We start from the raw sequence: 26263 nt of genomic DNA on the forward strand, positions 1-26263 counted from the left end.
AGTTTTATTGGTGTTGGCAGGGTTGTGGATAACGTGCCTTGCGCTCCAGGTCGTCGAGGTCGATATGGTTGCGCATGTACTGCTGACTGGCGTCCACCAGTGGCTGGTGATCCCAGCTCTTCAGCTTGCCCTGGGTCAGTGCTTCAAACACCAGGCGACGGCGGCGTTGGCTGGCGAGCACCTGTTGGTGGATCGCCGGGATGTCCCATTTGGCCCGCGCCTCCTTCAAAAACGCCTCGAACAGCGGCCGGTGTTCCGGTGACTGGCTGAGGTTTTCCCGCTCGTGCGGGTCATTGTGGACATCGAACAGTAGGCAAGGGTCGTCTTCGCTGTAGATGAATTTGTAGGCGCCCCGGCGAATCATCATCAGCGGGCTGATCGTGCCTTCGGCCATGTATTCGCCAAACACTTCGTCGTGTCCGCCCTGCCCTTGCAAGTGCGGGACCAGGGAGCGGCCGTCCAGTGGCAGGCGCGGGTCGAGCGTGCCGCCGGCCAGTTCCACCAACGTCGGCAACAGGTCGGCGGTGGACACGGCCTGGCTGACACGCCCCGACGCAAATTGCCCCGGCGCACTCACCAGCAGCGGTACGCGGGCGGCCATTTCAAACCAGTGCATTTTGTACCAGAGGCCGCGCTCGCCGAGCATGTCGCCGTGGTCACCGGAGAAAATGATGATGGTGTCGTCGGCCAGGCCGGTGTCTTCCAGGGTTTGCAGGAGTTTTCCCACATTGCTGTCGATGTAACTGCACGCGCCGAAGTAGGCCCGGCGTGCATCGCGGATCTTATCCACCGGCAGCGGCTTGTCCCACAGGTCGTAGACCTTGAGCAGGCGTTGGGAATGCGGGTCGAGATCCGTTTGCGCTGGCGTCGTAGGCAATGGGATATCGGCGTCGTCGTACAGGTCCCAGAACGGCTTGGGAATGGTGTACGGGTCATGGGGATGGGTCATCGACACGGTCAGGCAGAACGGCTGGTCGCCGTCCTCGCGGATATGGTCGAACAAGTACTGCTGGGCTTTGAACACCACCTCTTCGTCGAAATCCAGCTGGTTGGTGCGCACGCACGGGCCGGCTTGCAGCACCGACGACATGTTGTGGTACCAGCTGGGGCGCACGTCCGGTTCATCCCAGTTCACCGCCCAGCCGTAGTCGGCGGGGTAGATGTCGCTGGTCAGGCGTTCTTCATAGCCGTGCAGTTGGTCGGGGCCGCAGAAATGCATCTTGCCCGACAGCGCCGTGCGGTAGCCGAGGCGACGCAAGTAGTGGGCATAGGTCGGTACATCGGCGGGAAAATCGGCCGCGTTGTCGTAGGCGCCGATCTTGCTCGGCAACTGCCCACTGACCAGGGTAAAACGCGACGGCGCGCACAACGGGCTGTTGCAATAGGCGGCGTCGAACACCACGCCCTGTGCGGCGAGGAGGCTCAGATTGGGCAACTTGATCGGCGAAGAACCGTAGAACGGCAGCAGCGGCGCGGCCATTTGATCGGCCATGATGAAAAGAATGTTCTTGCGCTTCATGGGTTGTCGGCATTCCATAGGCGGTGTTTATGCGAATGAGAATGCAGCCCATGGAAATTGGGGTAAAGCCCATGAAAAGCAATGTCTAGGATAAGCACAGCTTATGTATGAAGCCCTTGGTGACGTGTCCCTCGACCTATTGCGCGCCTTTGAAGCGGCCGCGCGACACCGCAGCTTTACTGCCGCCGCGATGGAGTTGGGTACCACCCAGCCGGCCATCAGCCAGCAGATCAAGCGCCTGGAAGAACAGCTGGCGATTCGCCTGTTTGATCGCATCTATCGCGGCATCGAGCTGACCGACGCCGGCGCGCTGCTGTTCGACCATGTGCAGGGCGGCTTGCAGAGCATCAACGCCGGCCTGAGTGCCATCACCCAGCAGGACCAGCACGAAGTGCTGCAAGTGGCCACCGACTTTGCCTTCGCCGCCTATTGGCTGATGCCGCGCCTGCACCGCTTCCACCAGGCCAACCCGCAAGTCGATGTGAGCCTGGTGACCAGCGAGCGCAACCACGCCAGCCTGCGCAGCGATATCGACGTGGCGGTGTTGTTTGGCGACGGCCGTTTCAAGCAAGGCGAGAGCCTGTGGCTGTTCAATGAGGAAGTGTTCCCGGTGTGCAGCCCGCAGTGGCTGAAAGAGCAGGTCACGCCACTGACTGTGCAAAATTTGCACGATTTCCCCCTGCTGCACTTGCGCCAGGAAAACAATAGCCAATGGTTCGACTGGAGCGGCGTGTTCCGCGAACTGGGCATCAGTGCCGCGCCCACGCCCGGCCAACTGCGCTTCGACAACTACACCCTGCTGATCCAGGCAGCGATTGCCGGCCAGGGCGTGGCCATTGGCTGGCGCCACCTGGTGGACAACTTGCTGGAGCAGAACTGGCTGTGCCGTCCGGTCAGCGACACGGTGATCTCGCGCTTCGGCTATTACGTGGTGCAACCCCAGCGCAAACGCCGGGGCCAGTTGGTGCAGCGCTTTGTCGAGTGGCTGCTGGCCGAGCAAGCCAGCAGCGCGCAGTCGTTGACCGGGCTGGCCCTGCCGTCGATTGCGGTCTAGGATTTGGCGCTTATTGGATCCGGAGTCCGTCATGCAACGTATCAAGGGCTACCACGCCCATATCTACTTCGACGCGAGCACCATCGAACAAGCGCGCACCTTGTGCGAAGACGCCGCCAAACTGTTCCCGCTGCGCATGGGCCGTGTCCACGAAAAACCCGTCGGCCCGCACCCGGACTGGAGCTGCCAGCTGGCGTTCGATCCCGAGTACATCGGCGTGGTGCTGCCGTGGCTGGTGATCCATCGCAACGGGCTGGTGGTGTTCCTGCACCCCGATACCGGCGATGACCTGAAGGATCACACCGACTACGCGGTCTGGATGGGGGCGATGCGGGAACTGAATTTGTCAGCTTTCTTTTAAGTTAAATCCCTAAATATGGGATTGATATTTATATATTGAGACTTCCGCTCGCGTAGGTTTATATTCCTGCATCCGCTCAGAACTCAGGTGAAGCGATGCAGGCGCAATTGATCGCGCTCGATTGGGGAACCAGCTCCCTTCGTGCTTACAAACTCGGCCCGGCAGGCGTCGTGCTGGAACACCGCGCGCTGGCGTGCGGGATCATGCATTTGCCCAGCGAGCCCCGGGACATCGCTGGGGTGCATTGCAGCAATGGCTTCGAACTGGCGTTCGACGCGGCCTGCGGCGATTGGCTCGACGCCCAGCCCGATTTGCCAGTGATCGCCTGCGGCATGGTGGGCAGTGCCCAGGGCTGGAGTGAAGCGGCCTACCGCCATACGCCGGTGGATGTCGCGCGCCTGGGCCAGGCGCTGCACCGCGTGCGCAGCCTGCGCGGGGTGGATGTGCATATCGTGCCCGGCGTGATCGAACAGGCCGGTTTGCCCAATGTGATGCGCGGCGAAGAAACCCAGGTGCTGGGCGTGCTGCAAGGCCTCGCTGCCGAGGTGTTGATCGGCCTGCCGGGCAGCCATTCCAAGTGGGTCGAGGTGGTCGATGGCTGCATCACCCACTTCGATACCTTCATGACCGGTGAAGTCTTTGCGGTGCTGAGCAAACACAGCATCCTCGGGCGTACCCAACTGCCGACCGAACACTTTCAGGCCGAGGCCTTTGACCGCGGCGTTCAGGTGGCGCGCTCGCAAGACGGCCAGCGCGGCGTCTTATCCACCCTGTTCAGCGCCCGCACCCTTGGGCTGACCGGCGAACTCACCCCCGAGCAGCAGCCGGATTATCTCTCCGGGTTGCTGATCGGCCATGAACTCGCCGGCCTGCCGGCACGCGCCAGGCAGCAGCCGATCATCCTGGTCGGCGCCGCTGCCCTTTGCACCCGCTATCAACGCGCCCTCGCCCTTTGCGGCTTCGGCCACGTCAGCCTTGCGCCAGAGGCCAGCGAACGTGGCCTGTGGCAATTGGCCGTGGCCGCCGGGCTCACTCAACCTGCATCGGAGGCCTGACATGCTCAAGCACGCACTCGCACAAAACGGTTTGATCGCCATCCTGCGCGGTATCCGCCCGGACGAAGCCCAGGCCGTCGGCCAGGTGCTGTACCAGGCCGGGTTTCGCGTGATCGAAGTGCCGCTCAATTCGCCGGACCCGTACACCAGCATCCTTACCCTGCGCGACAGCCTGCCCGCCGATTGCCTGATCGGCGCGGGCACCGTGTTGACGCCGGAGCAGGTCGAGCAGGTCAAGGCGGCCGGTGGCCAGGTGATCGTCATGCCCCACAGCGATGCCAAGGTGCTGCGCGCGGCGAAAGCGGCGGGGCTGTTCTTGTCGCCGGGCGTTGCCACGCCCACCGAAGCCTTCGCCGCCCTGGCGGAAGGTGCCGATGTATTGAAGCTGTTTCCCGCCGAGCAAATGGGCCCGGCGGTGATCAAGGCGTGGCTGGCGGTTTTGCCGGCGGGCACGTTGCTGCTGCCGGTGGGCGGCATTACCCCGGACAACATGCAGGTGTTTGTCGACGCCGGCGCCAAGGGGTTCGGGCTGGGTTCCGGGCTGTTCAAACCGGGCATGACAGTGGATCAGGTAGCGAGCCGCGCCCAGGCTTATGTCGCCGCCTGGAAATCCCTGAGCTGAGATCAAGTCTTGCGCCCACAGGCGCTGCATCTATAAGAGAGATAACAGATGAAAATCACCAAACTGACGACCTTCATCGTCCCGCCGCGCTGGTGCTTCCTCAAGGTCGAGACCGACCAGGGCGTGACTGGCTGGGGTGAGCCCGTGGTCGAAGGCCGCGCTCACACCGTTGCTGCTGCCGTTGAAGAACTGTCCGACTACCTGATCGGCAAAGACCCACGCAATATCGAAGACATCTGGACCGTGCTCTATCGCGGCGGCTTCTACCGTGGCGGCGCAGTACACATGAGCGCCCTCGCCGGTATCGACCAGGCGTTGTGGGACATCAAGGGCAAGGCCCTCGGCGTGTCGGTCAGCGACCTGCTCGGCGGCCAGGTGCGCGACAAGATCCGCGTGTATTCCTGGATCGGCGGCGACCGCCCGGCCGACACCGCCCGCGCCGCCAAAGAGGCCGTGGCCCGGGGTTTCACCGCGGTGAAAATGAACGGCACCGAAGAATTGCAGTTCGTCGACAGCTTTGAAAAAGTCGACCTGGCCCTGGCCAACGTCGCCGCCGTGCGTGACGCGGTGGGCCCCAACGTCGGTATTGGCGTGGACTTCCATGGCCGGGTGCACAAGCCCATGGCCAAGGTGCTGATGAAAGAGCTGGACCCGTACAAGCTGATGTTTATCGAAGAACCGGTGCTCAGCGAAAACTACGAAGCGCTCAAGGAGCTGGCGCCGCTGACCAGCACGCCGATTGCCCTCGGCGAGCGCCTGTTCTCGCGTTGGGATTTCAAGCGCGTGCTCAGCGAAGGCTATGTCGACATCATCCAGCCCGATGCTTCCCACGCCGGCGGCATCACCGAAACCCGCAAGATCGCCAACATGGCCGAAGCCTACGACGTGGCCCTGGCCCTGCACTGCCCGCTGGGCCCGATCGCCCTGGCCGCCTGCCTGCAACTGGACGCGGTTTGCTACAACGCGTTTATCCAGGAGCAAAGCCTGGGCATTCACTACAACGAGAGCAACGACCTGCTCGACTATGTGAAAGACCCGGGCGTGTTCGACTACGACCAAGGCTTTGTGAAGATCCCCAACGGGCCGGGCCTGGGCATCGAGATCAACGAGGAATACGTGATCGAACGCGCGGCCATCGGCCACCGCTGGCGCAACCCGATCTGGCGCCATGCCGACGGCAGCTTTGCCGAGTGGTGATTCCTGACTGAAGGAACACGGTCAAAAATGTGGGAGCTGGCTTGCCTGCGATAGTGGTGGGTCAGCCAGCATATCTGGCACTGATACACCGCCATCGCAGGCAAGCCAGCTCCCACATTTTGATCCGGTTCCGTCAGTAAGACCTGTCCTCAATAAACACAAGAAGAGGCACCCCCTCATGCATCCTGAATCCTTCACCGGCCAGGCTTCTTTAGTCACGCCTACCCGAAAGCGCTTTTTCATCATGGTGCTGCTGTTCATCACCGTGGTCATCAACTACCTCGACCGCAGCAACCTGTCGATTGCCGCCCCGGCGCTGACCAGTGAGCTGGGGATCGACCCGGTCCACGTCGGGCTGATTTTCTCCGCGTTCGGCTGGACCTACGCCGCCATGCAGATCCCCGGCGGCTGGCTGGTGGACCGCGTGCCGCCGCGCATCCTCTACACCGCTGCCCTGCTGCTGTGGTCCATCGCCACGGTGATGCTCGGCTTTGCCGCCAGCTTTATTGCGCTGTTTGTGCTGCGCATGGCCGTCGGTGCGCTGGAAGCCCCGGCCTACCCGATCAATAGCCGCGTGGTCACCACGTGGTTCCCTGAACGTGAACGGGCCACGGCGATTGGCTTCTACACCTCCGGGCAGTTTGTCGGGCTGGCGTTTCTCACGCCGGTGCTGGCCTGGTTGCAGCACGCCTTCGGCTGGCACATGGTGTTTGTGGTCACCGGTGGCGTGGGCATCCTGTGGGCGGCGATCTGGTACGCGGTGTACCGCGAGCCGAAGGACTTCAAAGGCGCCAACACTGCGGAAATCGAACTGATCCGCGAAGGCGGCGGCCTGGTGGACATGCAGGAAAAAGCCGCGAAGACGCCGTTCAGCTGGGTCGACCTGGGCATCGTGTTGAGCAAGCGCAAGCTCTGGGGCATCTACCTGGGGCAGTTTTGCCTGAACTCCACGCTGTGGTTTTTCCTGACGTGGTTCCCCACCTACCTGGTGAAGTATCGCGGCATGGACTTCATCAAGTCCGGCCTGCTGGCGTCGCTGCCGTTTCTCGCGGCGTTTGTCGGCGTGCTGTGTTCCGGGATCTTTTCCGACTGGTTGATTCGCCGGGGCGCCTCGGTGGGCTTTGCACGCAAGTTGCCGATCATTGGCGGGTTGCTGATTTCCACGGCGATCATCGGCGCCAACTATGTGGACTCGACGGCGTGGGTAATCGCGTTCCTGGCGGTGGCGTTCTTTGGCAATGGGTTGGCGTCGATCACCTGGTCGCTGGTGTCGACCCTGGCACCGGCGCGCCTGTTGGGGCTGACCGGTGGGGTGTTCAATTTCATCGGCAACCTGGCGGCGATTGCCACGCCGATCGTGATTGGCTTTCTCGCCAGTGGTGATTCGTTTGCGCCGGCGATTACCTACATCGCGGTGCTGGCGTTGCTTGGGGCGCTTTCCTATGTGTTGCTGGTCGGTAAGGTCGAGCGCATCAAGTTGAATGAAAAACCTTAGTTGAGCACGCCGTCGAGAATCTCGTAGACGATGCCGGTTCCTACGGCAATCAACACCACATCCGGCCCTGAACGGCGCCACTCATAACCCTGGTACACCGGCAGGCGTGCCAGGGCGCGGCTGTCCAGGCGTTCACCGTAGTAGCCATGGGGCAGTGGCTTGCCGCGTTCCAGGCGCACATTGCGCGGTGGCGGTGCGCCACGGGAGAACTGGTCGTGATGGTCGCGGATCACTTGGCGTACCGGGCCGAGGTCCTGGGGCGGGCCGCCGCGACGGTTGTCCTGCGGGCCGCGATGGTCGTCGCCACGCTGCTGCTCGTGCTGGCCTTGCGGGCCGCCACGGTCAGGGCCGCCCTGATCGTTCGGCGCGGCCTGCACCAGGGCGCTGACGCCCAGGACCAGCACGCCAAGGCTAGCAATCACGGTTTTAGGCATTTTCATCGGGGGCTTCCTCAACTGCACACACAACAAAAAGGGATCTCGAACGAGGTTCGAAATCCCTTGGTCTTGTCAGTTTAGGTAGCGGATCAACAGGATGATTCCTCTGTATCAGGAACTTTACCTACCGCTTACGAGCCCCTTACTTACGGGCGTTGCGAACACCTTCCGACAGCGCTGCGCACAGCCCCAGCACGCCATCAATCGCCTGTTGATCATTTTTCGCAGTGGCGATGTGATCGATCAGCGCCGAACCGACCACCACACCGTCAGCCAAGCGTGCGATAGCCGCCGCTTGCTCCGGGGTGCGGATACCAAAACCGATGCTGATCGGCAGGTCGGTATGGCGACGCAGGCGGGTCACGGCTTCTTCGACGTGTTCCAGAGTAGCGGCACCGGCACCGGTCACACCGGCCACCGACACGTAGTACACAAAGCCGGAGCTGCCGTTGAGCACGGTGGGCAGGCGCACGTCGTCGGTGGTCGGCGTGGTCAGGCGGATAAAGTCGATGCCCGCAGCCTGGGCCGGGTCGCACAGCTCGCCGTTATGCTCGGGCGGCATGTCGACCACGATCAGGCCGTCGACGCCCGCCTCTTTGGCGTCGGCGATGAATTTCGGCACGCCGTATTTGTGGATCGGGTTGAAGTAACCCATCAACACCAGCGGGGTTTCGCTGTTGTCCTTGCGGAACTCGCGGACCATCTGCAGGGTTTTCAGCAGGTTCTGCTTGGCTTCCAGCGCGCGGATGTTGGCCAGTTGGATCGCCGGGCCGTCGGCCATCGGATCGGTGAAGGGCATGCCCAGCTCGATCACGTCGGCGCCAGCGGCGGGCAGGCCCTTGAGGATGGCCAGCGAGGTGTCGTAGCCCGGGTCGCCGGCGGTAACGAAGGTCACCAGGGCGGCGCGGTTTTGTTCTTTAAGCTGGGCGAAGCGGGTTTGCAGGCGGCTCATTAGTGTTTCTCCTGCTGAGACTGTTCCATGTGGTGCATCACGGTCTGCATGTCTTTGTCGCCACGGCCGGAAAGGTTGACCACCATCAGGTGATCTTTCGGCAGGGTCGGCGCGCGTTTGAACACTTCGGCCAGGGCGTGGGCGCTTTCCAGTGCAGGAATAATCCCTTCCAGGCGGCAGCATTTGTGGAAGGCGTCCAGGGCTTCGTCGTCGGTCACCGAGGTGTACTGGACGCGGCCGATGTCATGCAACCACGCGTGTTCCGGGCCGATGCCCGGGTAGTCGAGGCCGGCGGAGATCGAGTGGGCGTCGATGATCTGGCCGTCGTCGTCCTGCAACAGGAAGGTGCGGTTGCCGTGCAGTACGCCGGGTACGCCGCCGTTGAGGCTGGCGGCGTGCTTGCCGGTTTCGATGCCGTGGCCAGCGGCTTCAACGCCGATGATTTCCACGCTAGTGTCGTCGAGGAACGGGTGGAACAGGCCCATGGCGTTGGAGCCGCCGCCGATGCAGGCGACCAGGCTGTCCGGCAGGCGGCCTTCCTGGGCTTGCAGTTGGGTGCGGGTTTCCTTGCCGATCACGGCCTGGAAGTCGCGGACCATCGCAGGATATGGGTGTGGGCCGGCCACGGTGCCGATCAGGTAGAAGGTGCTGTCGACGTTGGTCACCCAATCGCGCAGGGCTTCGTTCATCGCGTCCTTGAGGGTGCCGGTGCCGGCGACCACCGGGATCACTTCCGCGCCCAGCAGCTTCATGCGGAACACGTTGGCCTGCTGGCGCTCGATGTCGGTGGTGCCCATGTAGATCACACATTGCAGGCCGAAGCGTGCTGCCACAGTGGCAGTGGCCACGCCGTGCATGCCGGCGCCGGTCTCGGCGATGATGCGTTTCTTGCCCATGCGCCGCGCCAGCAGGATCTGGCCGATGCAGTTGTTGATCTTGTGCGCGCCGGTGTGGTTCAGCTCTTCGCGCTTGAGGTAGATCTTGGCGCCGCCGCAGAATTCGGTCAGGCGTTCGGCGAAATACAGTGGGCTTGGACGACCGACGTAGTCCCGTTGGAAGTAGGCCAATTCCTCGTTGAACGCCGGATCGATCTTGGCCGCTTCGTATTCGCGGGCCAGGTCGAGGATCAACGGCATCAGGGTTTCAGCGACGTAGCGGCCGCCGAACGCGCCAAACAGGCCGTTGGCGTCTGGGCCGTTGCGTAGGTCGGTCTGGGACTGAGTCATGGGACGCTCCAGGAAAGAATGGGTGTAGGAAACAATGACGGCCACTCTACCCCTCACGCTGTGGCCTGAAAACCGATAAGATCGCCGCAACCTGTCAGGAAAACTCACAGATGAGCCGAGACCTTCCGCCCCTCAATGCCCTGCGTGCATTTGAAGCCACCGCGCGCTTGAACAGCGTCAGCCAGGCAGCCGAGCAATTGCACGTGACCCACGGTGCGGTCAGCCGGCAGCTGAAGGTGCTGGAAGAGCACCTGGGCGTGAGCCTGTTCGTCAAGGAGGGGCGCGGCCTTAAACTCACAGATGCGGGTGTCCGCCTGCGGGACGCCAGCGCAGAGGCGTTCGAGCGGTTGAGGGATGTTTGTGCAGAACTGACCCAGGCCAGTGCCGACGCGCCCTTCGTCCTAGGGTGTTCGGGGAGTTTGCTGGCGCGCTGGCTGATCCCGCGCCTGGGCCGCTTGAATGCTGACCTGCCGGACCTGCGCTTGCACCTGTCGGCCGGTGATGGCGACCTTGACCCCCGCCGCCCTGGCCTTGACGCCCTGCTGGTATTCGCCGAGCCACCGTGGCCGGCGGATATGCAGGTGTACGCGTTGGCCAGTGAACGCATCGGCCCGGTGATGAGCCCGCGTTTCGCCGGCTATGAGCGCTTGCGCCACGCGCCGGCGTCGGCCCTGTGCGCGGAGGCGTTGTTGCACACCACCTCGCGTCCGCAAGCCTGGCCCAGCTGGGCGCAGCAACACGGCATCGCGCCCGGCGCGTTGAAACACGGCCAGGGGTTTGAGCATTTGTATTATTTGTTGGAGGCGGCGGTCGCGGGGTTGGGGGTGGCGATTGCGCCCGAGCCGTTGGTAGCCGAGGACGTGCGCGCAGGCCGGCTGGTGGCGCCGTGGGGTTTCAGCGAAACCCCGGCGCACCTGGCGTTGTGGCTGCCCAAGCGCGCCGCAGACGGGCGCGCCGGGCAACTGGCGCAGTGGCTCAAGGCTGAGCTGTTGCGCCAGCCGGATTAGTCACCGCGTTTGCACAGCAAGTAAGCGGCCAGCAGGCCCAATGCACCTACAGCCACGCCGGCTGTAGTCCATGGGTGTTCCTGTGCGTAGTCCCGGGTCGCAACACCGGTTTCGCGGATTTTCACTTTGCTTTCTTCGTAGGCATCGCTGATCAGGTGACGGGAGTGCTTGAGAGCATTCTCGGCATTGCTTTTCAGGGCCTTCAAGGTCTTGCGCGACTCGTCAGATGCGTCGTCCTTGAGGCTTTCCAGAGATTTGAGCAGGCTCGAAATCTCGGCTTCCATGCTTTCCAGCGACGCTTTGCGTAAAGAAGTGTTGGCCATGTGGACTCTCCTGAAGTGATTGAGTGACGTGTGTAGATACCGACTCCCGTGGTTTCAGAAAGTGCAGTAAATCTGAACTTTCGCGTAGGAATGGTCGCCAGAAGCAGTATGAACATTGCCTGCTAGGCTTTATTGACGACCCTCAGGAGAAACCTCATGTCTGATCATCACACCTACAAGAAAGTCGAATTGGTGGGATCGTCCACCTCCAGCATCGAAGAGGCCATCAACAACGCCCTGGCCGAGGCCCACAAAAGCATCAAGCACCTGGAATGGTTTGAGGTGGTCGATACCCGTGGCCATATCAAGGATGGCAAGGCCGCGCACTTTCAGGTCACGCTCAAAGTGGGATTCCGTATTGCCAGTAGTTGAACTTTGCTGACTGGCTGATTGCCATAACCTGCGCTACAACCAATGGGTGCCGATGCCACGAGCGTCGGCACGCTCTTTTTGATCAGCGCAAGGAAGTAACGGATGAAGAAGTTCCTGTTAGCGGTAGGTTTGTTGAGCATTGCGGGCACTGCCCTGGCGGCGGGCAAGCCTTGTGACGAGCTGAAAAGCGAGATTGCAGCGAAACTGGATGCCAAGGGCGTTGCACACTATTCCCTGGACGTCGTGGACAAAGGTGCTGCGGGCGACGCCAAAGTGGTTGGCTCGTGCGAAGCCGGCTCCAAGGAAATCGTCTACAAACGCGGTTAATCCCGTGTTGCAGACACCTGTGGCGAGGGAGCAAGCTCCCTCGCCACAGGTGGGTTTTTTTAGCCCTTCATCAGCTGCGCCAGCAGCTCGTAGGAATGAATCCGGTCGGCGTGTTCGTACAGGTCGCAGGTAAAAATCAGCTCGTCGGCGCCGGTTTGCTCGATCAGCACTTCCAGTTTTGCGCGGATTTTTGCCGGGCTGCCGACCATCGCCAGGCCAAGAAAACTACCCACCGCATCTTTTTCATGGGGCAGCCACAGGCCTTCCATGCTCTTTACCGGTGGACGTTGCACCAGGCTTTGCCCGCGCATCAGCGCGAGGATGCGCTGATACACCGAGGTGGCCAGGTAGTCGGCTTGCTCATCGGTGTCGGCGGCGACCAAGGGAATGCCGAGCATCACGTAGGGCTTATCGAGAACCGCTGAAGGCTTGAAGTGATTGCGGTAGACGCGAATCGCCTCGTGCATCAAGCGCGGTGCGAAATGGGAGGCGAAGGCGTAGGGCAAACCGCGCTCACCGGCCAATTGCGCGCTGAACAGGCTGGAGCCCAGCAGCCATACCGGGACGTTGGTGCCGGTGCCGGGTACAGCAATGATGCGTTGGTCCGGGGTGCGTGGGCCGAGGTAGGCCATCAGTTCGGCGACGTCCTCGGGGAATTCGTCGGCGCTGCCGGAGCGCTCACGGCGCAGGGCGCGGGCGGTCATCTGGTCGGAGCCGGGCGCGCGGCCCAGGCCCAGGTCGATACGCCCGGGGTAGAGGCTTTCCAGGGTGCCGAACTGCTCGGCGATCACCAATGGCGCATGGTTGGGCAGCATCACACCGCCGGAACCGACGCGAATCGTCGAGGTGCCACCGGCCAGGTAGCCCAGCAACACCGAGGTGGCCGAACTGGCGATGCCGTCCATGTTGTGGTGTTCAGCCACCCAGAAACGGTTGTAGCCGAACTTTTCCACGTGCTGGGCCAGGTCCAGGGAATTGCGCAACGACTGCGCCGGGCTGCCATTGGCGCGCACGGGCACGAGGTCGAGGGTCGAGAACTTCACGTCGGACAGCGATTTCATAAGCCTGCTTCTCCAAGGGGGCGCGCAGGCTGTCTAGACGAATCAAAACCTGCCGCTTCATGTGCATGCTCTATGCAATGAGGGCATATACCCGAGATTCAATAGCAGGCACCGAAATTTCCTACTTGGTTGCTAGGTTTCTCCGACAGGATGAACTTTGTCAGTCCGACTATCCTCAGAACCCTTACGTACGCAAAACCACCGCTTGAGGAGACTGCCATGAGTATCGTGAAAAAAGCATCCGCGCATTGGGAAGGTGATTTGAAGACGGGCCTGGGTTCCATTTCCACGGAAACCGGCGTGCTGCGCGAAACGCCCTACGGCTTCAAGGCACGTTTCGAAGGGGGCAAGGGGACCAATCCTGAGGAATTGATCGGCGCGGCGCATGCCGGTTGTTTCTCCATGGCGTTTTCCATGATTCTCGGCGACGCCGGGCTCAAGGCTGACAGTATCGACACCCAGGCCGAAGTGACCCTGGATCAGGTCGATGGCGGCTTTGCGATCACGGCGGTGCACCTGATCCTCAAGGCCAAGATCCCCGGCGCGAGCCAGGCGCAGTTTGAAGAACTGAGCAAAAAGGCCAAGGAAGGGTGCCCGGTGTCCAAGGTGCTGAATGCGAAGATCAGCCTGGATGCGACGCTGGTTAACTAACCAAGTCCAGGTAACAGCACAAATTGAATGTAAAAGCTGACTTGTGTGGGAGCTGGCTTGCCTGCGATGCAGACACCTCGGAGTTTCAGTAATACCGAGGTGATGCCATCGCAGGCAAGCCAGCTCCCACATAAGTGCAGTTCCCGCCTTTAGTTCTGCGTTAAATCAGAACTCGCGTTTCAGTAATGTGGTCCTATAGCCATCACTGCCTAGGCGCACACCCGTGCGCAGTGCATTCAGGGAGCTACACACATGAAACGTTTTGCCTTGGCGATCATCTGCGGCGTATTGGCCACTTCGGCCGTGGCCGCGCCCAAAGATTGTGAAGAGCTGCGCAAGGAGATCGAGGTCAAGATCCAGGCGAACGCGGTTCCGTCCTACACCTTGGAAATCGTCAGCAAGGAAGAAGCCGACAAGCACGACGTAGCCATGGTCGTCGGCAGCTGTGAGAACGGCACCAAAGCCATCATCTACCAGAAGAACAACGACTGAATCAGATGCAGTTGACGCTGCGCTCCTCTGCCAACAACTGACGCTCCGCGTTGTAGAGCCGGATATTCGGCGTGAAGGCCAGCGAACGGCCTTCCAGGACATAGCGCTGGCCCGCCTGGAAGTGGTCGTACTGCAGCGTCATGAAGCAGGTGCGTTCGGTGGTCTGCCCCAGCCCGCCGAAGCCACTACCCGTTGGTACTTCGAAATCAAAGCGCACCATCAACTCGTGGCTGCCGGGCGGCATCTGGAAGAAACGACCGTCATTGAGGTTCTTGCCGTCCAGGCGCTGGGCCATCACCAGCTTGGCGTTGGGTGTCGGGGTGGCGAAATCGACCCAGGCTTGCTGCGGATCGACCGCTGGCAACGGCGTCAAAGCGCATGCGCTGAGAAACAGGACGGTGATGGCAAGCAACAGCTGGCGCATGGCGTGTACTCAATGATGGAAGAAAAGAAATGGGCCTGACGCAGCAGGTTCCCCTTGAGTATAAACACCCCATGGCGTGGAAAATTCCCAGGAGTAATCGGTGCATGGTCAGGCGTTTTTTCCTCGGGTTGATGGTGGTACTGCTCAGTGGCTGCTCAAGCATCAGTTATTACGGACAGTTGGCCAGCGGCCAGTGGCAATTGTTGCGGGCCCGCGAACCGGTTGCCCAGGTCATCGCCGACCCCGCGCGGCCGCCGCAGCTGCGTGAGCATCTGGCGCAATCCCAGAAGGCGCGCACCTTTGCCAGTGAGCACCTGCATTTGCCTGACAACCCGAGTTACCGGCTGTACGCCGATATTGGCCGACCTTATGTCGTCTGGAATGTCTTCGCCACGACAGAATTTTCGCTGTCGCCGGAAACCCACTGCTTCCCGATTGCCGGTTGCGTGGCCTATCGCGGTTATTACAACCAGGGCGCAGCGCGGGGTGAGGCGGCATTGTTGCGCCTGCGGGGCATGGACGTGTCGATTGGCGGGGTCGAGGCCTATTCCACCCTGGGCTGGTTCAACGACCCGATCCTCAACTCGATGATGAACTGGGGGGATGAGCGCCTGGCCACGCTGATTTTTCATGAGCTGGCGCACCAGCGGTTTTATGTGCAGGACGACACCGAGTTCAACGAGTCATTCGCCAATTTCGTCGAGCAGGAAGGCACGCGGCAATGGCGTGCCGCGCGTGGGCTGGCGCCGGCCAGCGTGTCGGCGTCCAAGCAGCGTGATCAGTTTATCCAGTTGATCCTCGATACCCGTCAGCGGTTGGAAAAGGTTTATGCCCAGCCGTTATCGGCCGATGCGATGCGTGCGGCCAAGGCGGCAGAATTCGAGCGCTTGTGCAGTGATTATCGGCAGATGCGTGACAGCCAGTGGGCGGGCGATAAACGTTATGACGCGTGGATCAACTTGCCGATGAACAATGCGCGGTTGTTGCCGTTTGGGCTGTATGACCAGTGGGTGCCGGCGTTTGCGGCGTTGTTTCGGCAGGAAGGCGGGGATTGGCTGAGGTTTTATGCGGCGGTGGAGAAGATGGGTGGGTTGCCGGTGGAGCAGCGCAAGGCGGCGTTGAGGCAGTTGGAGAGCGGTGGCCGTTAGGGCCTCATCGCAGGCAAGCCAGCTCCCACATTTGAAGGTATTCACACATCAAAAGGTGGGAGCTGGCTTGCCTGCGATAGCGGTCTCAAGGCCGCCGCAAAAACGCCTGATGCATCTCGGCCAACGTCTCGAAATGCCAGGTCGGCGCCTCGGCATTCAACTCTTCAAAGCTGCCAAACCCATACCCCACCGCCGCCGAATCCAGTCCATTGCTGCGGGCGCCGAACAGGTCGTGCTTGCGGTCGCCGATCATCAGGGTGGTCGCCGGGTCCAGGCCTTCTTCGCGCATCAGGTGGGCAATCAACTCGACCTTGTTGGTGCGCGTACCGTCCAGCTCGCTGCCGTAGATCACCTTGAAGTGCTTGGCAAAATCGAAATGCCTGGCGATCTCGCGGGCAAATTCCCACGGCTTGGAGGTGGCGACATACAGTTGGCGACCTTGGCTGTTCAGCTCTTCCAGCAGCGGCAGCACGCCGTCGAATACGCGGTTCTCATACAGTCCAGTCACCTTGAAGCGCTCGCGGTAGAAATTCACCGCTTCCCACGCCTTGGCTTCGTCGAACCCGTAGAACTGCATGAACGCTTGCAGCAATGGCGGGCCGATAAAGTGTTCGAGCTTGGTCAGGTCCGGCTCGTCGATGCCGAGTTTGGCGAGGGCGTACTGGATCGAGCGGGTGATGCCTTCACGCGGATCAGTCAGGGTGCCATCCAGGTCGAAGAGGACGGTGGGGTAATGCAGGGTCATTGATCGAATCCTTCAGCCAGGTGCAGGTCTTTGAGTTTCACGTAGTTCGCCGCGCTGTAGGTGAAAAATGCGCGTTCCTTGTCAGTCAGTGGACGGATCTGTTTAGCCGGGCTGCCCACGTACAAGAAGCCGCTGTCGAGTTTCTTGCCCGGCGGCACCAGGCTGCCGGCGCCGATGATCACGTCATCTTCCACCACCGCACCGTCCATCACGATGCTGCCCATGCCGATCAGGATGCGGCTGCCTACCGTGCAACCATGCAGCATGACCTTGTGGGCGATGGTCACGTCGTCGCCGATCAGCAGCGGGAAACCGTCCGGGTTGAACGGCCCGGCATGGGTGATATGCAGCACGCAGCCATCCTGCACGCTGGTGCGCGCGCCGATGCGGATGCGGTGCATGTCGCCGCGAATCACGGTCAGCGGCCACACGGAGCTGTCGGTGCCGATTTCGACATCGCCGATCACCACCGCCGAAATATCGACAAAAGCCCCGGCGCCCAGGGTTGGCGTGTGGTTCTGATAGGTGCGAAGGGTCACGATAGCCTCTCTCTCTTCTGCTGATAGCTGCGGTGGGCGTTGATTGTAATTAAGATGGCCCCATCTTTGTTCTTACATGTCTTCAGCCAAGGTACCCACCGTGAGCGCGAACAACCCTCTTCTGCAGTCCTACGACCTGCCGCCGTTCTCGGCGATCCGTGCCGAGCACGTGCAACCGGCGATTGAACAGATCCTCGCCGACAACCGCGTCGCCATCGAAGGTATCCTGCAAAGCCAGGGGAAAAATCCGACGTGGGCCGGCCTGGTCCTGGCCATGGACGAACTGAACGACCGCCTGGGCGCCGCCTGGAGCCCGGTCAGCCACCTCAACGCCGTGTGCAACAGCGCCGAACTGCGTGAGGCCTATGAAAGCTGCCTGCCGGCGTTGAGCGCCTACTCCACCGAGATGGGCCAGAACCGTGAACTGTTCCAGGCCTTCGAAGCCCTGGCCAACAGCCCGGAAGCCGCCGGTTTCGACGTGGCGCAAAAAACCATCCTGGAACACGCCCTGCGCGACTTCCGCCTGTCGGGTATCGACTTGCCGCCGGAGCAGCAAAAACGCTACGCCGAAGTGCAGAGCAAACTGTCCGAACTGGGCAGCAAGTTCTCCAACCAGTTGCTGGATGCGACCCAGGCCTGGACCAAACACTTTACCGATGAAGCCACTCTCGCCGGCCTGACCGATTCGGCCAAGGCGCAGATGGCGGCAGCTGCCCAATCCAAAGACCTGGACGGTTGGCTGATCACCCTGGAATTTCCGAGCTACTACGCGGTAATGACCTACGCTCACGACCGCGCCCTGCGCGAAGAAGTCTACGCGGCCTACTGCACCCGTGCGTCGGACCAAGGCCCGAATGCCGGTCAGAACGATAACGGCCCGGTGATGGAACAGATCCTCGACCTGCGTCAGGAACTGGCCAAGCTGTTGGGCTACGCGTCCTTCTCCGAACTGAGCCTGGCCACCAAGATGGCCGAGTCCAGCGACCAGGTGCTGAGCTTCCTGCGCGACCTGGCCAAGCGCAGCAAGCCGTTTGCCGCCCAGGACCTGCAACAGCTCAAGGCTTACGCCGCCGAACAAGGCTGCGCCGACCTGCAAAGCTGGGACAGCGGTTTCTACGGCGAAAAACTCCGTGAGCAGCGCTACAGCGTGTCCCAGGAAGCCCTGCGCGCCTACTTCCCCATCGACAAAGTGCTCGGCGGCCTGTTTGCCATCGTGCAACGCCTGTACGGCATCGAGATTGCCGAACTGAAAGGCTTCGACACTTGGCACCCGGATGTACGCCTGTTTGAAATCAAGGAAAACGGCGAGCACGTCGGCCGCTTCTTCTTTGACCTGTACGCCCGCGCCAACAAGCGCGGCGGCGCCTGGATGGACGGCGCGCGCGACCGCCGCCGCACCATCGACGGCGTACTGCAAAGCCCGGTGGCCAACCTGGTGTGCAACTTCACCCCGGCCGACAGCGGCAAGCCTGCCCTGCTGACCCACGACGAAGTGACGACGCTGTTCCACGAATTCGGCCACGGCCTGCACCACCTGCTGACCCGCGTTGAACACGCTGGCGTGTCCGGTATCAACGGCGTGGCGTGGGATGCAGTGGAGTTGCCGAGCCAGTTCATGGAGAACTGGTGCTGGGAGCCGGAAGGCCTGGCGCTGATCTCCGGCCACTACGAAAGCGGCGAGCCGCTGCCCCAGGACCTGCTGGAAAAAATGCTCGCGGCGAAGAATTTCCAGTCCGGCCTGATGATGGTGCGCCAGTTGGAATTCTCGTTGTTCGACTTTGAACTGCACGCCACCCACGGTGATGGCCGCAGCGTGGCCCAGGTGCTGGAAGGCGTGCGCGATGAGGTCTCGGTGATGCGTCCGCCGGCCTACAACCGTTTTCCCAACAGCTTTGCGCACATTTTCGCCGGCGGTTATGCGGCGGGGTACTACAGCTACAAGTGGGCCGAAGTGCTGTCGGCCGATGCCTTCTCCAAGTTTGAAGAAGACGGCGTATTGAATGCCGAGACCGGCCGTGCCTTCCGCGAGGCGATCCTGGCCCGTGGCGGTTCCCAGGAACCGATGGTGTTGTTCGTCGATTTCCGCGGACGTGCGCCGTCGATTGACGCACTCTTGCGCCACAGCGGCCTGAGTGAGGACGCGGCAGCATGAGTGAAGGGCCTGTGATCACCAAAAAGCAATTTATCGCCGGGGCGGTCTGCCCGGCGTGCAGCGAGCCGGACAAGTTGAAGATGTGGACCGAAGACAGCGTGCCGCACCGTGAGTGTGTGGCCTGCGGTTATACCGACACATTGAATGACCAAGGTCTGTCGGTGCCCAAGGAATTGGGCACGCGGGTCAACACCTCGGCGTTGAAGGCGCCGGCTGACCCGAAGGTGCAGGCGGTGCAGTTCTTCCCCAATCCCAAGCTGAAAAAAGACTGACGCCCGTTTAGGGTTTTACCGTCAGTCCAATGTCGTTCTTTGGCTCGGCACGGCCCGTTCCCGCCGTGTTGAGCCAACTGTTCATCGAGCACAGTGCAAACGCACTGGTGCTGCAATCGCCATTCGCCAAGGCTGTACGCAACTTGTCGATATCGGCCTTCATCATGTAGCGAACGCCGTCCTTGAAGCCGTTACTGGTGCCAAAACCGCCCAGGGTCATCTCGTTCAGCGCATCCTCCTTGCTCCATCCCTGCACCACCACGCGATACATCGCCGCCATCAGGCCGGTGCGGTCGGAGCCGTGTTTGCAGTGCATCAGCACCGGGCCGTTGGCCTCGGCGTCCTTGATCGCCCGGAGTGCCGCCAGCACGTCGGAATCATCTACATGGTTGGTGCGATAGCTCAGCTGGACTTGACGGATACCGGGGGCTTTCAGCCAGTTGGCGTCGGACTCCGGCAGGAAGTTGATCACGGTACCGATCTTCAGTTGTTCCAGCAGCGGCACCGCGCCGCTGTCGGGTAAAGCACTGCGATACAGGGTGGGCGTCATCTGGTGCAGGTTGTATTGGCTGCCCACGGGCTGCGCCCATTCGGCCGAGCGAATGGAGGTGGACTCGTCGGCCTGGGCAGGCACGAGGGTAAACAAGGCCACGAGCGCGAGGCCAAGAGCCGACAGCCATTGATGCTTGAACATGGGTGACGTTAACCAGACATGAGGGTTGGGGATGGCCCACAGATTGGTTTACGGGGGGTCAACGGGGTGTGAGGTGGTCGTCAAAGATTCGTGAATCCTCAGTCTTTAGTCGTTGAAACGATTCCTCCCGATCCTTAGGCTGCTATCATTTGTAACCATTGATTGCCAAAAATACCCAAGCCGCTCCCCAGAAGCAGCTGATCAACCCGTGACCACATGATGAGGTGCACCCATGTCTGATCAAGATCAAGACAACCCCCGGCGTGACTTTCTGCGCAAATCCTTGACCTTGATCCCGGTGGTCACGGTTGCCAGCACAGGCCTTGGCGGCTCGATGCTGATGGCCACGCCCGAGCCGGCCCAGGCCGCTCCCGCCAAGCCTGCGGCCAGCGAAAAAGCCTACGAGCCAAGTTACTTCACGGCCGAAGAGTGGGCGTTTATCAACGCCGCCGTGGCGCAGTTGATCCCGGCGGATGCCCAAGGCCCAGGCGCCCTGGAAGCCGGCGCCCCGGAATACATCGACCGCCAGATGAACACGCCGTACGCCAGTGGCGCGCTGTGGTTTATGCAAGGTCCGTTCAACGCCGATGCACCGCCCGAGATGGGCTGGCAGAGCAAACTGGTGCCCAAGGACATCTATCGCCTGGGTATCGCCGCGACGGATGCATGGTCGAAAGCGTTCAACGGTAAAGCTTTTGCTGCGCAAGACAGCGCTACCCGAGACGACATGCTGCGTCGCCTGGAGGCTGGCGGCAGTGAAGTGGCCGCGCATTTCGACGCGGTGCCGCCGAAGATTTTCTTCAATCTGCTGCTGCAAAACACCAAGGAAGGGTTCTTCTGCGACCCGATCCACGGTGGCAACAAAGGCATGGTCGGCTGGACCATGATCGGCTTCCCCGGCGCCCGCGCCGATTTCATGGACTGGGTTGAACGCAACGAGCAATACCCCTTCCCGGCAGTTTCCATCCGCGGCGAGAGGGCATAAACGTGGCGACCATCATGAAGAAAGTGGATGCGGTGATCGTAGGCTTCGGCTGGACCGGCGCGATCATGGCCAAGGAGCTGACGGAAGCAGGCCTCAACGTGGTAGCGCTGGAGCGCGGCCCGATGCAGGACACTTACCCAGACGGCAACTATCCCCAGGTCATCGACGAACTGACCTACAGCGTGCGTAAAAAACTCTTCCAGGACATTTCCAAGGAGACGGTGACCATTCGCCATAGCGTGAATGACGTCGCCCTGCCCAACCGTCAGTTGGGTGCGTTTCTGCCGGGCAATGGCGTCGGTGGTGCGGGCCTGCACTGGTCGGGTGTGCACTTTCGTGTCGACCCGATCGAGCTGCGCATGCGCAGCCATTACGAAGAGCGCTACGGCAAAAACTTCATTCCCAAGGACATGACCATCCAGGACTTCGGCGTCAGCTATGAAGAGCTGGAGCCGTTTTTCGACTACGCGGAAAAAGTCTTCGGCACCTCCGGCCAGGCCTGGACCGTCAAAGGCCAGTTGGTGGGCGAAGGTCGCGGTGGCAACCCGTATGCCCCGGACCGCTCCAACCCGTTCCCCTTGGAATCGCAGAAAAACACCGTCTCCGCACAGCTGTTTCAGAAAGCCGCTGCCGAGGTCGGTTACAAACCCTACAACCTGCCGTCGGCCAATACCTCGGGGCCGTACACCAACCCCTATGGCGCGCAGATGGGCCCGTGCAACTTCTGCGGTTTTTGCAGCGGTTACGTGTGCTACATGTATTCCAAGGCTTCGCCGAACGTGAACATCCTGCCGGCGCTGCGCCAGGTGCCGAACTTCGAGTTGCGGCCCAATTCCCACGTGCTCAAGGTCAATCTCGACAGCACCAAGAGCAAAGCCACCGGTGTGACGTACATCGACGCCCAGGGTCGCGAATGCGAGCAGCCGGCCGACCTGGTGATTCTCGGCGCGTTCCAGTTCCACAACGTGCGCCTGATGCTGCTGTCGGGCATCGGCAAGCCTTACGATCCGATCACCAACGAGGGCGTGGTGGGCCGCAACTTTGCCTACCAGAACATGGCCACCATCAAGGCGTTCTTCGACAAGGACACCCACACCAACAACTTCATCGGTGCCGGCGGCAATGGCGTGGCCATCGACGACTTCAACGCCGACAACTTCGACCACGGGCCCCATGGCTTTGTGGGCGGCTCGCCAATGTGGGTCAACCAGGCCGGCAGCCGGCCGATTGCCGGGACGTCCAACCCACCGGGTACACCGGCCTGGGGCAGCGCATGGAAACGTGCCACCGCCGATTACTACACCCACCAGGTGTCGATGGACGCTCACGGTGCGCATCAATCCTATCGGGGCAACTACCTGGATCTGGACCCGGTGTACCGCGATGCCTACGGTCAGCCGTTGCTGCGGATGACGTTCGACTGGCAGGAAAACGACATCAAGATGAACCGCTTCATGGTCGAGAAAATGGGCAAGGTCGCCGAGGCGATGAACCCCAAGGCCATTGCCGTGCTTGGCAAAAAGGTCGGTGAGCACTTCAACACCGCGTCGTACCAGACCACCCACCTCAACGGTGGCGCGATCATGGGCACCGATCCCAAGACCAGTGCGTTGAACCGTTACCTGCAATGCTGGGATGTACACAACGTGTTTGTCCCCGGTGCGTCAGCTTTCCCACAAGGCTTGGGCTACAACCCTACCGGCCTGGTGGCGGCGCTGACCTATTGGTCGGCCCGCGCGATCCGCGAGCAGTACCTGAAAAACCCCGGCCCACTGGTTCAGGCATAAGGAGCGATGACCATGAAAGCATTTGTTATCGCCTCTCTGGCGCTGTTCAGCAGTTGCTCGGTAAGCGCTGCCGAAACCGACCTGATCAAGCAGGGCGAATACCTGGCCCGCGCCGGTGACTGCGTGGCCTGCCACACCGCCAAGGGCGGCAAGCCGTTCGCTGGCGGCCTGCCGATGGAAACGCCGATTGGCGTGATCTATTCCACCAACATCACCCCGGACAAGAGCGGCCTGGGCGACTACAGCTTCGAGGACTTCGACAAGGCCGTGCGCCATGGCGTCGCCAAGAGCGGTAGTACGCTTTACCCGGCCATGCCCTATCCGTCTTACGCGCGCGTGAGCGATAGCGATATGCAGGCGTTGTACGCGTACTTCATGAAGGGTGTGGAACCGGTGGCCCAGGACAACAAGGCCAGCGATATTCCATGGCCGTTGAGCATGCGCTGGCCGTTGGCCGCGTGGCGCTGGATGTTTGCGCCTGAGGTTGCCGAAGCGCAGCCAGCCGCGCAGGCCGACCCGGTGATCAGCCGTGGCGCCTATCTGGTGGAAGGGCTCGGCCACTGCGGCGCCTGCCACACGCCGCGGGCCCTGACCATGCAGGAAAAAGCCCTGAGTGCCAGCGAGGGCAGCGCGTTCCTGTCTGGCAGTGCGCCGCTGGAAGGCTGGATTGCCAAAAGCCTGCGCGGCGATCACAAGGACGGCCTCGGCAGTTGGAGCGAGGAACAGCTGGTGCAATTCCTCAAGACCGGCCGCAGCGACCGTAGCGCGGTGTTTGGTGGCATGAGCGATGTGGTCGTCCACAGCATGCAGTACATGTCGGAAAATGACCTGACGGCTATCGCCCGTTACCTCAAGAGCCTGCCGGCGGTCGACCCCAAGGATCAGCCGCACCAGTACGACAAGCAGGTCGCCGAGGCTCTGTGGAAAGGCGACGACAGCCAGCGCGGTGCCTCTGTGTACATCGACAACTGCGCCGCTTGCCACCGCACCGACGGCCACGGATACACCCGCGTGTTCCCGGCCCTGGCCGGCAACCCGGTATTGCAGACGGCGGATGCCACCTCGTTGATCAACATTGTGTTGAACGGCGGCACCTTGCCGGCGACCCACGCGGCGCCGTCCACCTTCACCATGCCGGCGTTCGCCTGGCGCCTGTCGGACCAGGAAGTGGCGGATGTCGTCAGTTTCATCCGTGGCAGTTGGGGCAACAAAGGTGAACCGGTGAAAGCCGGTGATGTGGCGAACCTGCGTCAGGCTGCGGAAAAACACTGACCGCCAAACGGCACTGGTCAGAAACCTCGCGCCTCGATACTGTATATAAAAACAGTATTGAGGCGTTTTTATGTCTACTCCGCTGCCGCCCCGTGGCCGGGGCACGGCCACCAACCTGCATAACCGCTTTGCGCCCACCGTCAGCGTGGCCGAGGACGACGGCTGGTATCAGGAAGTGCCGCCGACCCAGGGCACCGAAGTGCGTATCGAAACGGCCAGGACCATCATCACCCGCAACAACTCGCCGGACTTGCCGTTTGATCGCTCGATCAACCCTTATCGTGGCTGCGAGCACGGCTGCATCTACTGTTATGCGCGGCCCAGCCATGCCTATTGGGACATGTCGCCGGGGCTGGATTTCGAGACCAAGCTGATCGCCAAGAGCAACGCCGCCGACGTGCTGGAGCAGCAGCTGTCGAAGCCGGGTTATGTGTGTGCGCCGATCAACCTGGGGTCCAACACCGACCCTTATCAGCCCATCGAGCGCGAGTATCGGATCACCCGGCAAACCCTTGAGGTGCTGCTGCGTTACCGGCACCCGGTGACCATCATCACCAAGGGCTCGCTGATCCTGCGTGATCTCGATTTGCTCACTGAGTTGGCGCGCCAGCGGCTGGTAGCCGTGATGATCAGCCTCACCAGCCTGGATGACGAGCTCAAGCGCATCCTGGAACCGCGCACGGCGGCACCCAAGGCGCGGTTGCGGGCGATTCGGGTGATGCGCGAGGCAGGCATCCCGGTGGGCGTGTTGTGCTCGCCGATGATCCCGATGATCAACGACAGCGAACTGGAAAGCCTGCTCACCGAAGCCCACGCGGCCGGTGCGCAAAGTGCGGCGTACATGATGCTGCGCCTGCCGCTGGAGGTGGCGCCGTTGTTCGAGGAGTGGCTGGCGGCGCATTACCCGCAGCGCGCGGCCCATGTGATGAGCCTGGTGCGCCAGGTACGCGGTGGTGAGGTGTACGACAGTCGCTTTGGCGTGCGCATGCGCGGCGAGGGTCCTTTTGCCGATCTGCTGGCCCAGCGTTTCAGCAAGGCGATCAAACGCCTGGGGCTCAATCGTCGGGAAGGGTTTAATCTGGATTGCACGGCGTTCTGTCCGCCGGGCAGGCAGATGGCGTTGTTGTAGACTGTTGAGGAAAGGTGCACTTTATTTGTAGGAATAGTCTCACTTTGACATCACTGAAACCCGCGATCTAGAGCGGTTCATTCAGTTTGAGTTAAGTTTCGGCGGCTACCTTGTCCAGCGAGTGACTGATGAGTCGGCGGCCTGCTTTGTGGCGTTTGCAACGATTTCACGGGCCAGGCGTCGAACGCACTTGAACACTCCCCTGCATTAACCAAGAGGATGAATCATGAGTGATAAGGATAAACAGCCGTTGGCTGCGTCGGCTTCAGCCCCTGAGGTGGCGGAATCCGCCGATGCAGCGCTAAAGCATATCGTTGACGGCTTTTTGCATTTCCATCACGACGTCTTCCCCCAGCAGGAAGAACTCTTCAAGAAACTCGCCACGGCCCAGAGCCCGCGGGCGATGTTCATTACCTGCGCCGACTCGCGCATTGTCCCCGAGCTGATTACCCAGAGTTCGCCGGGCGACTTGTTCGTGACCCGTAACGTCGGCAACGTGGTGCCGCCCTACGGCCAGATGAACGGCGGTGTTTCCACGGCCATCGAGTACGCGGTACTCGCCCTGGGCGTGCAGCACATCATTGTCTGCGGGCACTCCGATTGCGGCGCGATGCGTGCGGTGCTCAACCCCGACAGCCTGGAAAAAATGCCGACGGTAAAGGCCTGGCTGCGGCATGCCGAGGTTGCCAAGACCATGGTCCATGACAACTGCGACTGCGCCAATGAAAGCGAAAGCATGAAGGTGCTGACCGAAGAAAACGTCATCGCCCAGTTGCAGCACTTGCGCACCCACCCTTCCGTGGCTTCGCGCATGGCCAATGGTCATTTGTTTATCCATGGCTGGATCTACAACATCGAGACCAGCGAAATCCGCGCCTACGATGCGGATCAGTCCACGTTCAGACCCCTGAACGGCGAAGGGCCAATCCCTTGCGCGACGCCTAAAGCGCGCTTCTAAAACACTT

The 26263-nt window shown here is 61.5% G+C and carries 29 protein-coding genes; 19 read left to right on the forward strand and 10 right to left on the reverse strand.

What is annotated here, in order from left to right:
- Window positions 1-4: 4 nt before the first annotated feature.
- Window positions 5-1519 (reverse strand): choline-sulfatase, encoded by a 1515-nt coding sequence (gene betC, locus PSH87_RS00135; protein WP_305431990.1) that lies wholly within the window; start codon window positions 1517-1519, stop codon window positions 5-7.
- Between the two features lie 103 nt (window positions 1520-1622).
- Between betC and PSH87_RS00140 the strand changes: the two genes are divergently transcribed.
- The 6 genes from PSH87_RS00140 (at window position 1623) to PSH87_RS00165 (ending at window position 7303) form a co-directional block, all read left to right on the forward strand.
- Window positions 1623-2573, forward strand: a complete 951-nt coding sequence (locus PSH87_RS00140) for a LysR family transcriptional regulator (protein ID WP_305431992.1) — start codon at window positions 1623-1625, stop codon at window positions 2571-2573.
- A gap of 31 nt (window positions 2574-2604) precedes the next feature.
- A complete protein-coding gene (locus tag PSH87_RS00145; protein ID WP_305431994.1) occupies window positions 2605-2934 on the forward strand; it encodes a DOPA 4,5-dioxygenase family protein in 330 nt (109 codons plus the stop codon).
- 95 nt (window positions 2935-3029) lie between these two features.
- Complete coding sequence (locus tag PSH87_RS00150; protein ID WP_305431996.1) at window positions 3030-3989, forward strand: 2-dehydro-3-deoxygalactonokinase; 960 nt, start codon at window positions 3030-3032, stop codon at window positions 3987-3989.
- A 1-nt stretch (window position 3990) separates the two neighbouring features.
- Complete coding sequence (locus PSH87_RS00155) at window positions 3991-4611, forward strand: 2-dehydro-3-deoxy-6-phosphogalactonate aldolase (protein WP_305431998.1); 621 nt, start codon at window positions 3991-3993, stop codon at window positions 4609-4611.
- A gap of 48 nt (window positions 4612-4659) precedes the next feature.
- Window positions 4660-5808: a galactonate dehydratase gene (gene dgoD / locus PSH87_RS00160; RefSeq protein WP_017734735.1), complete on the forward strand. Its 1149-nt coding sequence runs from the start codon at window positions 4660-4662 to the stop codon at window positions 5806-5808.
- 178 nt (window positions 5809-5986) lie between these two features.
- Window positions 5987-7303 (forward strand): MFS transporter, encoded by a 1317-nt coding sequence (locus PSH87_RS00165; RefSeq protein WP_026136519.1) that lies wholly within the window; start codon window positions 5987-5989, stop codon window positions 7301-7303.
- On the opposite strand, the gene PSH87_RS00170 is transcribed toward PSH87_RS00165, so the two are convergent.
- From PSH87_RS00170 to trpB, 3 genes are all read right to left on the reverse strand, one after another.
- Window positions 7300-7743 (reverse strand): anti-virulence regulator CigR family protein, encoded by a 444-nt coding sequence (locus PSH87_RS00170; protein ID WP_305432001.1) that lies wholly within the window; start codon window positions 7741-7743, stop codon window positions 7300-7302. The two genes, PSH87_RS00165 and PSH87_RS00170, sit on opposite strands and share 4 nt — an antisense overlap.
- Before the next feature lie 139 nt (window positions 7744-7882).
- The gene (gene trpA, locus PSH87_RS00175; RefSeq protein WP_017734732.1) at window positions 7883-8692 is read right to left on the reverse strand and encodes a tryptophan synthase subunit alpha; all 810 of its coding nucleotides are present in this window, start codon (window positions 8690-8692) and stop codon (window positions 7883-7885) included.
- Window positions 8692-9918 carry a tryptophan synthase subunit beta gene (trpB, locus tag PSH87_RS00180; RefSeq protein ID WP_017734731.1) on the reverse strand — a complete coding sequence of 409 codons (1227 nt, stop codon included), beginning with the start codon at window positions 9916-9918 and terminating at the stop codon, window positions 8692-8694. The genes trpA and trpB overlap by 1 nt, the downstream gene beginning before the upstream one ends.
- 110 nt (window positions 9919-10028) lie before the next feature.
- Between trpB and PSH87_RS00185 the strand changes: the two genes are divergently transcribed.
- Window positions 10029-10925, forward strand: a complete 897-nt coding sequence (locus PSH87_RS00185) for a LysR family transcriptional regulator (RefSeq protein ID WP_305432004.1) — start codon at window positions 10029-10031, stop codon at window positions 10923-10925.
- On the opposite strand, the gene PSH87_RS00190 is transcribed toward PSH87_RS00185, so the two are convergent.
- Window positions 10922-11248 (reverse strand): YqjD family protein, encoded by a 327-nt coding sequence (locus PSH87_RS00190; RefSeq protein ID WP_003170746.1) that lies wholly within the window; start codon window positions 11246-11248, stop codon window positions 10922-10924. The two genes, PSH87_RS00185 and PSH87_RS00190, sit on opposite strands and share 4 nt — an antisense overlap.
- Window positions 11249-11404: 156 nt before the next feature.
- On the opposite strand from PSH87_RS00190, the gene PSH87_RS00195 reads away from it, so the two are divergent.
- Window positions 11405-11620, forward strand: coding sequence for a dodecin (locus tag PSH87_RS00195; RefSeq protein WP_017734729.1), 216 nt, complete (start codon window positions 11405-11407; stop codon window positions 11618-11620).
- A gap of 102 nt (window positions 11621-11722) precedes the next feature.
- Window positions 11723-11947, forward strand: coding sequence for a DUF1161 domain-containing protein (locus tag PSH87_RS00200; RefSeq protein ID WP_124527054.1), 225 nt, complete (start codon window positions 11723-11725; stop codon window positions 11945-11947).
- A 59-nt stretch (window positions 11948-12006) separates the two neighbouring features.
- Here the strand turns inward: PSH87_RS00200 and PSH87_RS00205 are convergent, their stop codons facing one another.
- Window positions 12007-13008, reverse strand: a complete 1002-nt coding sequence (locus PSH87_RS00205; RefSeq protein ID WP_305432005.1) for an LLM class flavin-dependent oxidoreductase — start codon at window positions 13006-13008, stop codon at window positions 12007-12009.
- A 219-nt stretch (window positions 13009-13227) separates the two neighbouring features.
- On the opposite strand from PSH87_RS00205, the gene PSH87_RS00210 reads away from it, so the two are divergent.
- Together PSH87_RS00210 and PSH87_RS00215 are read left to right on the forward strand one after the other, a co-directional pair.
- Window positions 13228-13659, forward strand: coding sequence for an OsmC family protein (locus PSH87_RS00210; RefSeq protein ID WP_305432007.1), 432 nt, complete (start codon window positions 13228-13230; stop codon window positions 13657-13659).
- Between the two features lie 252 nt (window positions 13660-13911).
- A complete protein-coding gene (locus PSH87_RS00215; RefSeq protein WP_017734725.1) occupies window positions 13912-14151 on the forward strand; it encodes a DUF1161 domain-containing protein in 240 nt (79 codons plus the stop codon).
- Window position 14152: 1 nt separating this feature from the next.
- Here PSH87_RS00215 and PSH87_RS00220 read toward each other — a convergent pair whose 3' ends face one another.
- Complete coding sequence (locus tag PSH87_RS00220; RefSeq protein WP_017734724.1) at window positions 14153-14575, reverse strand: hypothetical protein; 423 nt, start codon at window positions 14573-14575, stop codon at window positions 14153-14155.
- Between the two features lie 104 nt (window positions 14576-14679).
- Here PSH87_RS00220 and PSH87_RS00225 point away from each other — a divergent pair, with 104 nt between their 5' ends.
- Window positions 14680-15723 carry an aminopeptidase gene (locus tag PSH87_RS00225; protein WP_305432008.1) on the forward strand — a complete coding sequence of 348 codons (1044 nt, stop codon included), beginning with the start codon at window positions 14680-14682 and terminating at the stop codon, window positions 15721-15723.
- Between the two features lie 85 nt (window positions 15724-15808).
- Here PSH87_RS00225 and PSH87_RS00230 read toward each other — a convergent pair whose 3' ends face one another.
- Window positions 15809-16468, reverse strand: a complete 660-nt coding sequence (locus PSH87_RS00230) for an HAD family hydrolase (protein ID WP_305432010.1) — start codon at window positions 16466-16468, stop codon at window positions 15809-15811.
- Entirely contained in the window at window positions 16465-17007 is a 543-nt protein-coding gene (locus PSH87_RS00235) for a gamma carbonic anhydrase family protein (protein WP_017734721.1), read from the reverse strand. Before PSH87_RS00235 ends, PSH87_RS00230 begins: the two co-directional genes overlap by 4 nt.
- A gap of 76 nt (window positions 17008-17083) precedes the next feature.
- Here PSH87_RS00235 and prlC point away from each other — a divergent pair, with 76 nt between their 5' ends.
- A complete protein-coding gene (prlC, locus tag PSH87_RS00240; RefSeq protein WP_305432011.1) occupies window positions 17084-19159 on the forward strand; it encodes an oligopeptidase A in 2076 nt (691 codons plus the stop codon).
- Window positions 19156-19431, forward strand: a complete 276-nt coding sequence (locus PSH87_RS00245; protein ID WP_017528719.1) for a YheV family putative zinc ribbon protein — start codon at window positions 19156-19158, stop codon at window positions 19429-19431. The genes prlC and PSH87_RS00245 overlap by 4 nt, the downstream gene beginning before the upstream one ends.
- Before the next feature lie 7 nt (window positions 19432-19438).
- Here the strand turns inward: PSH87_RS00245 and PSH87_RS00250 are convergent, their stop codons facing one another.
- The gene (locus tag PSH87_RS00250) at window positions 19439-20125 is read right to left on the reverse strand and encodes a tyrosine-protein phosphatase (protein ID WP_305432013.1); all 687 of its coding nucleotides are present in this window, start codon (window positions 20123-20125) and stop codon (window positions 19439-19441) included.
- A 232-nt stretch (window positions 20126-20357) separates the two neighbouring features.
- On the opposite strand from PSH87_RS00250, the gene PSH87_RS00255 reads away from it, so the two are divergent.
- From PSH87_RS00255 to PSH87_RS00275, 5 genes are all read left to right on the forward strand, one after another.
- Window positions 20358-21110 carry a gluconate 2-dehydrogenase subunit 3 family protein gene (locus tag PSH87_RS00255; RefSeq protein WP_305432014.1) on the forward strand — a complete coding sequence of 251 codons (753 nt, stop codon included), beginning with the start codon at window positions 20358-20360 and terminating at the stop codon, window positions 21108-21110.
- Between the two features lie 2 nt (window positions 21111-21112).
- Window positions 21113-22897 carry a GMC family oxidoreductase gene (locus tag PSH87_RS00260; protein WP_257782919.1) on the forward strand — a complete coding sequence of 595 codons (1785 nt, stop codon included), beginning with the start codon at window positions 21113-21115 and terminating at the stop codon, window positions 22895-22897.
- A 12-nt stretch (window positions 22898-22909) separates the two neighbouring features.
- Window positions 22910-24169 carry a cytochrome c gene (locus PSH87_RS00265; RefSeq protein WP_305432016.1) on the forward strand — a complete coding sequence of 420 codons (1260 nt, stop codon included), beginning with the start codon at window positions 22910-22912 and terminating at the stop codon, window positions 24167-24169.
- Between the two features lie 70 nt (window positions 24170-24239).
- On the forward strand, window positions 24240-25298 hold the full coding sequence (locus PSH87_RS00270; RefSeq protein ID WP_305432018.1) for a PA0069 family radical SAM protein: 1059 nt from the start codon (window positions 24240-24242) through the stop codon (window positions 25296-25298).
- A gap of 226 nt (window positions 25299-25524) precedes the next feature.
- The gene (locus tag PSH87_RS00275; RefSeq protein WP_017734714.1) at window positions 25525-26256 is read left to right on the forward strand and encodes a carbonic anhydrase; all 732 of its coding nucleotides are present in this window, start codon (window positions 25525-25527) and stop codon (window positions 26254-26256) included.
- The last annotated feature ends 7 nt before the right edge of the window (window positions 26257-26263 follow it).

This window comes from Pseudomonas sp. FP453 (assembly GCF_030687495.1).
Classification (GTDB): domain Bacteria; phylum Pseudomonadota; class Gammaproteobacteria; order Pseudomonadales; family Pseudomonadaceae; genus Aquipseudomonas.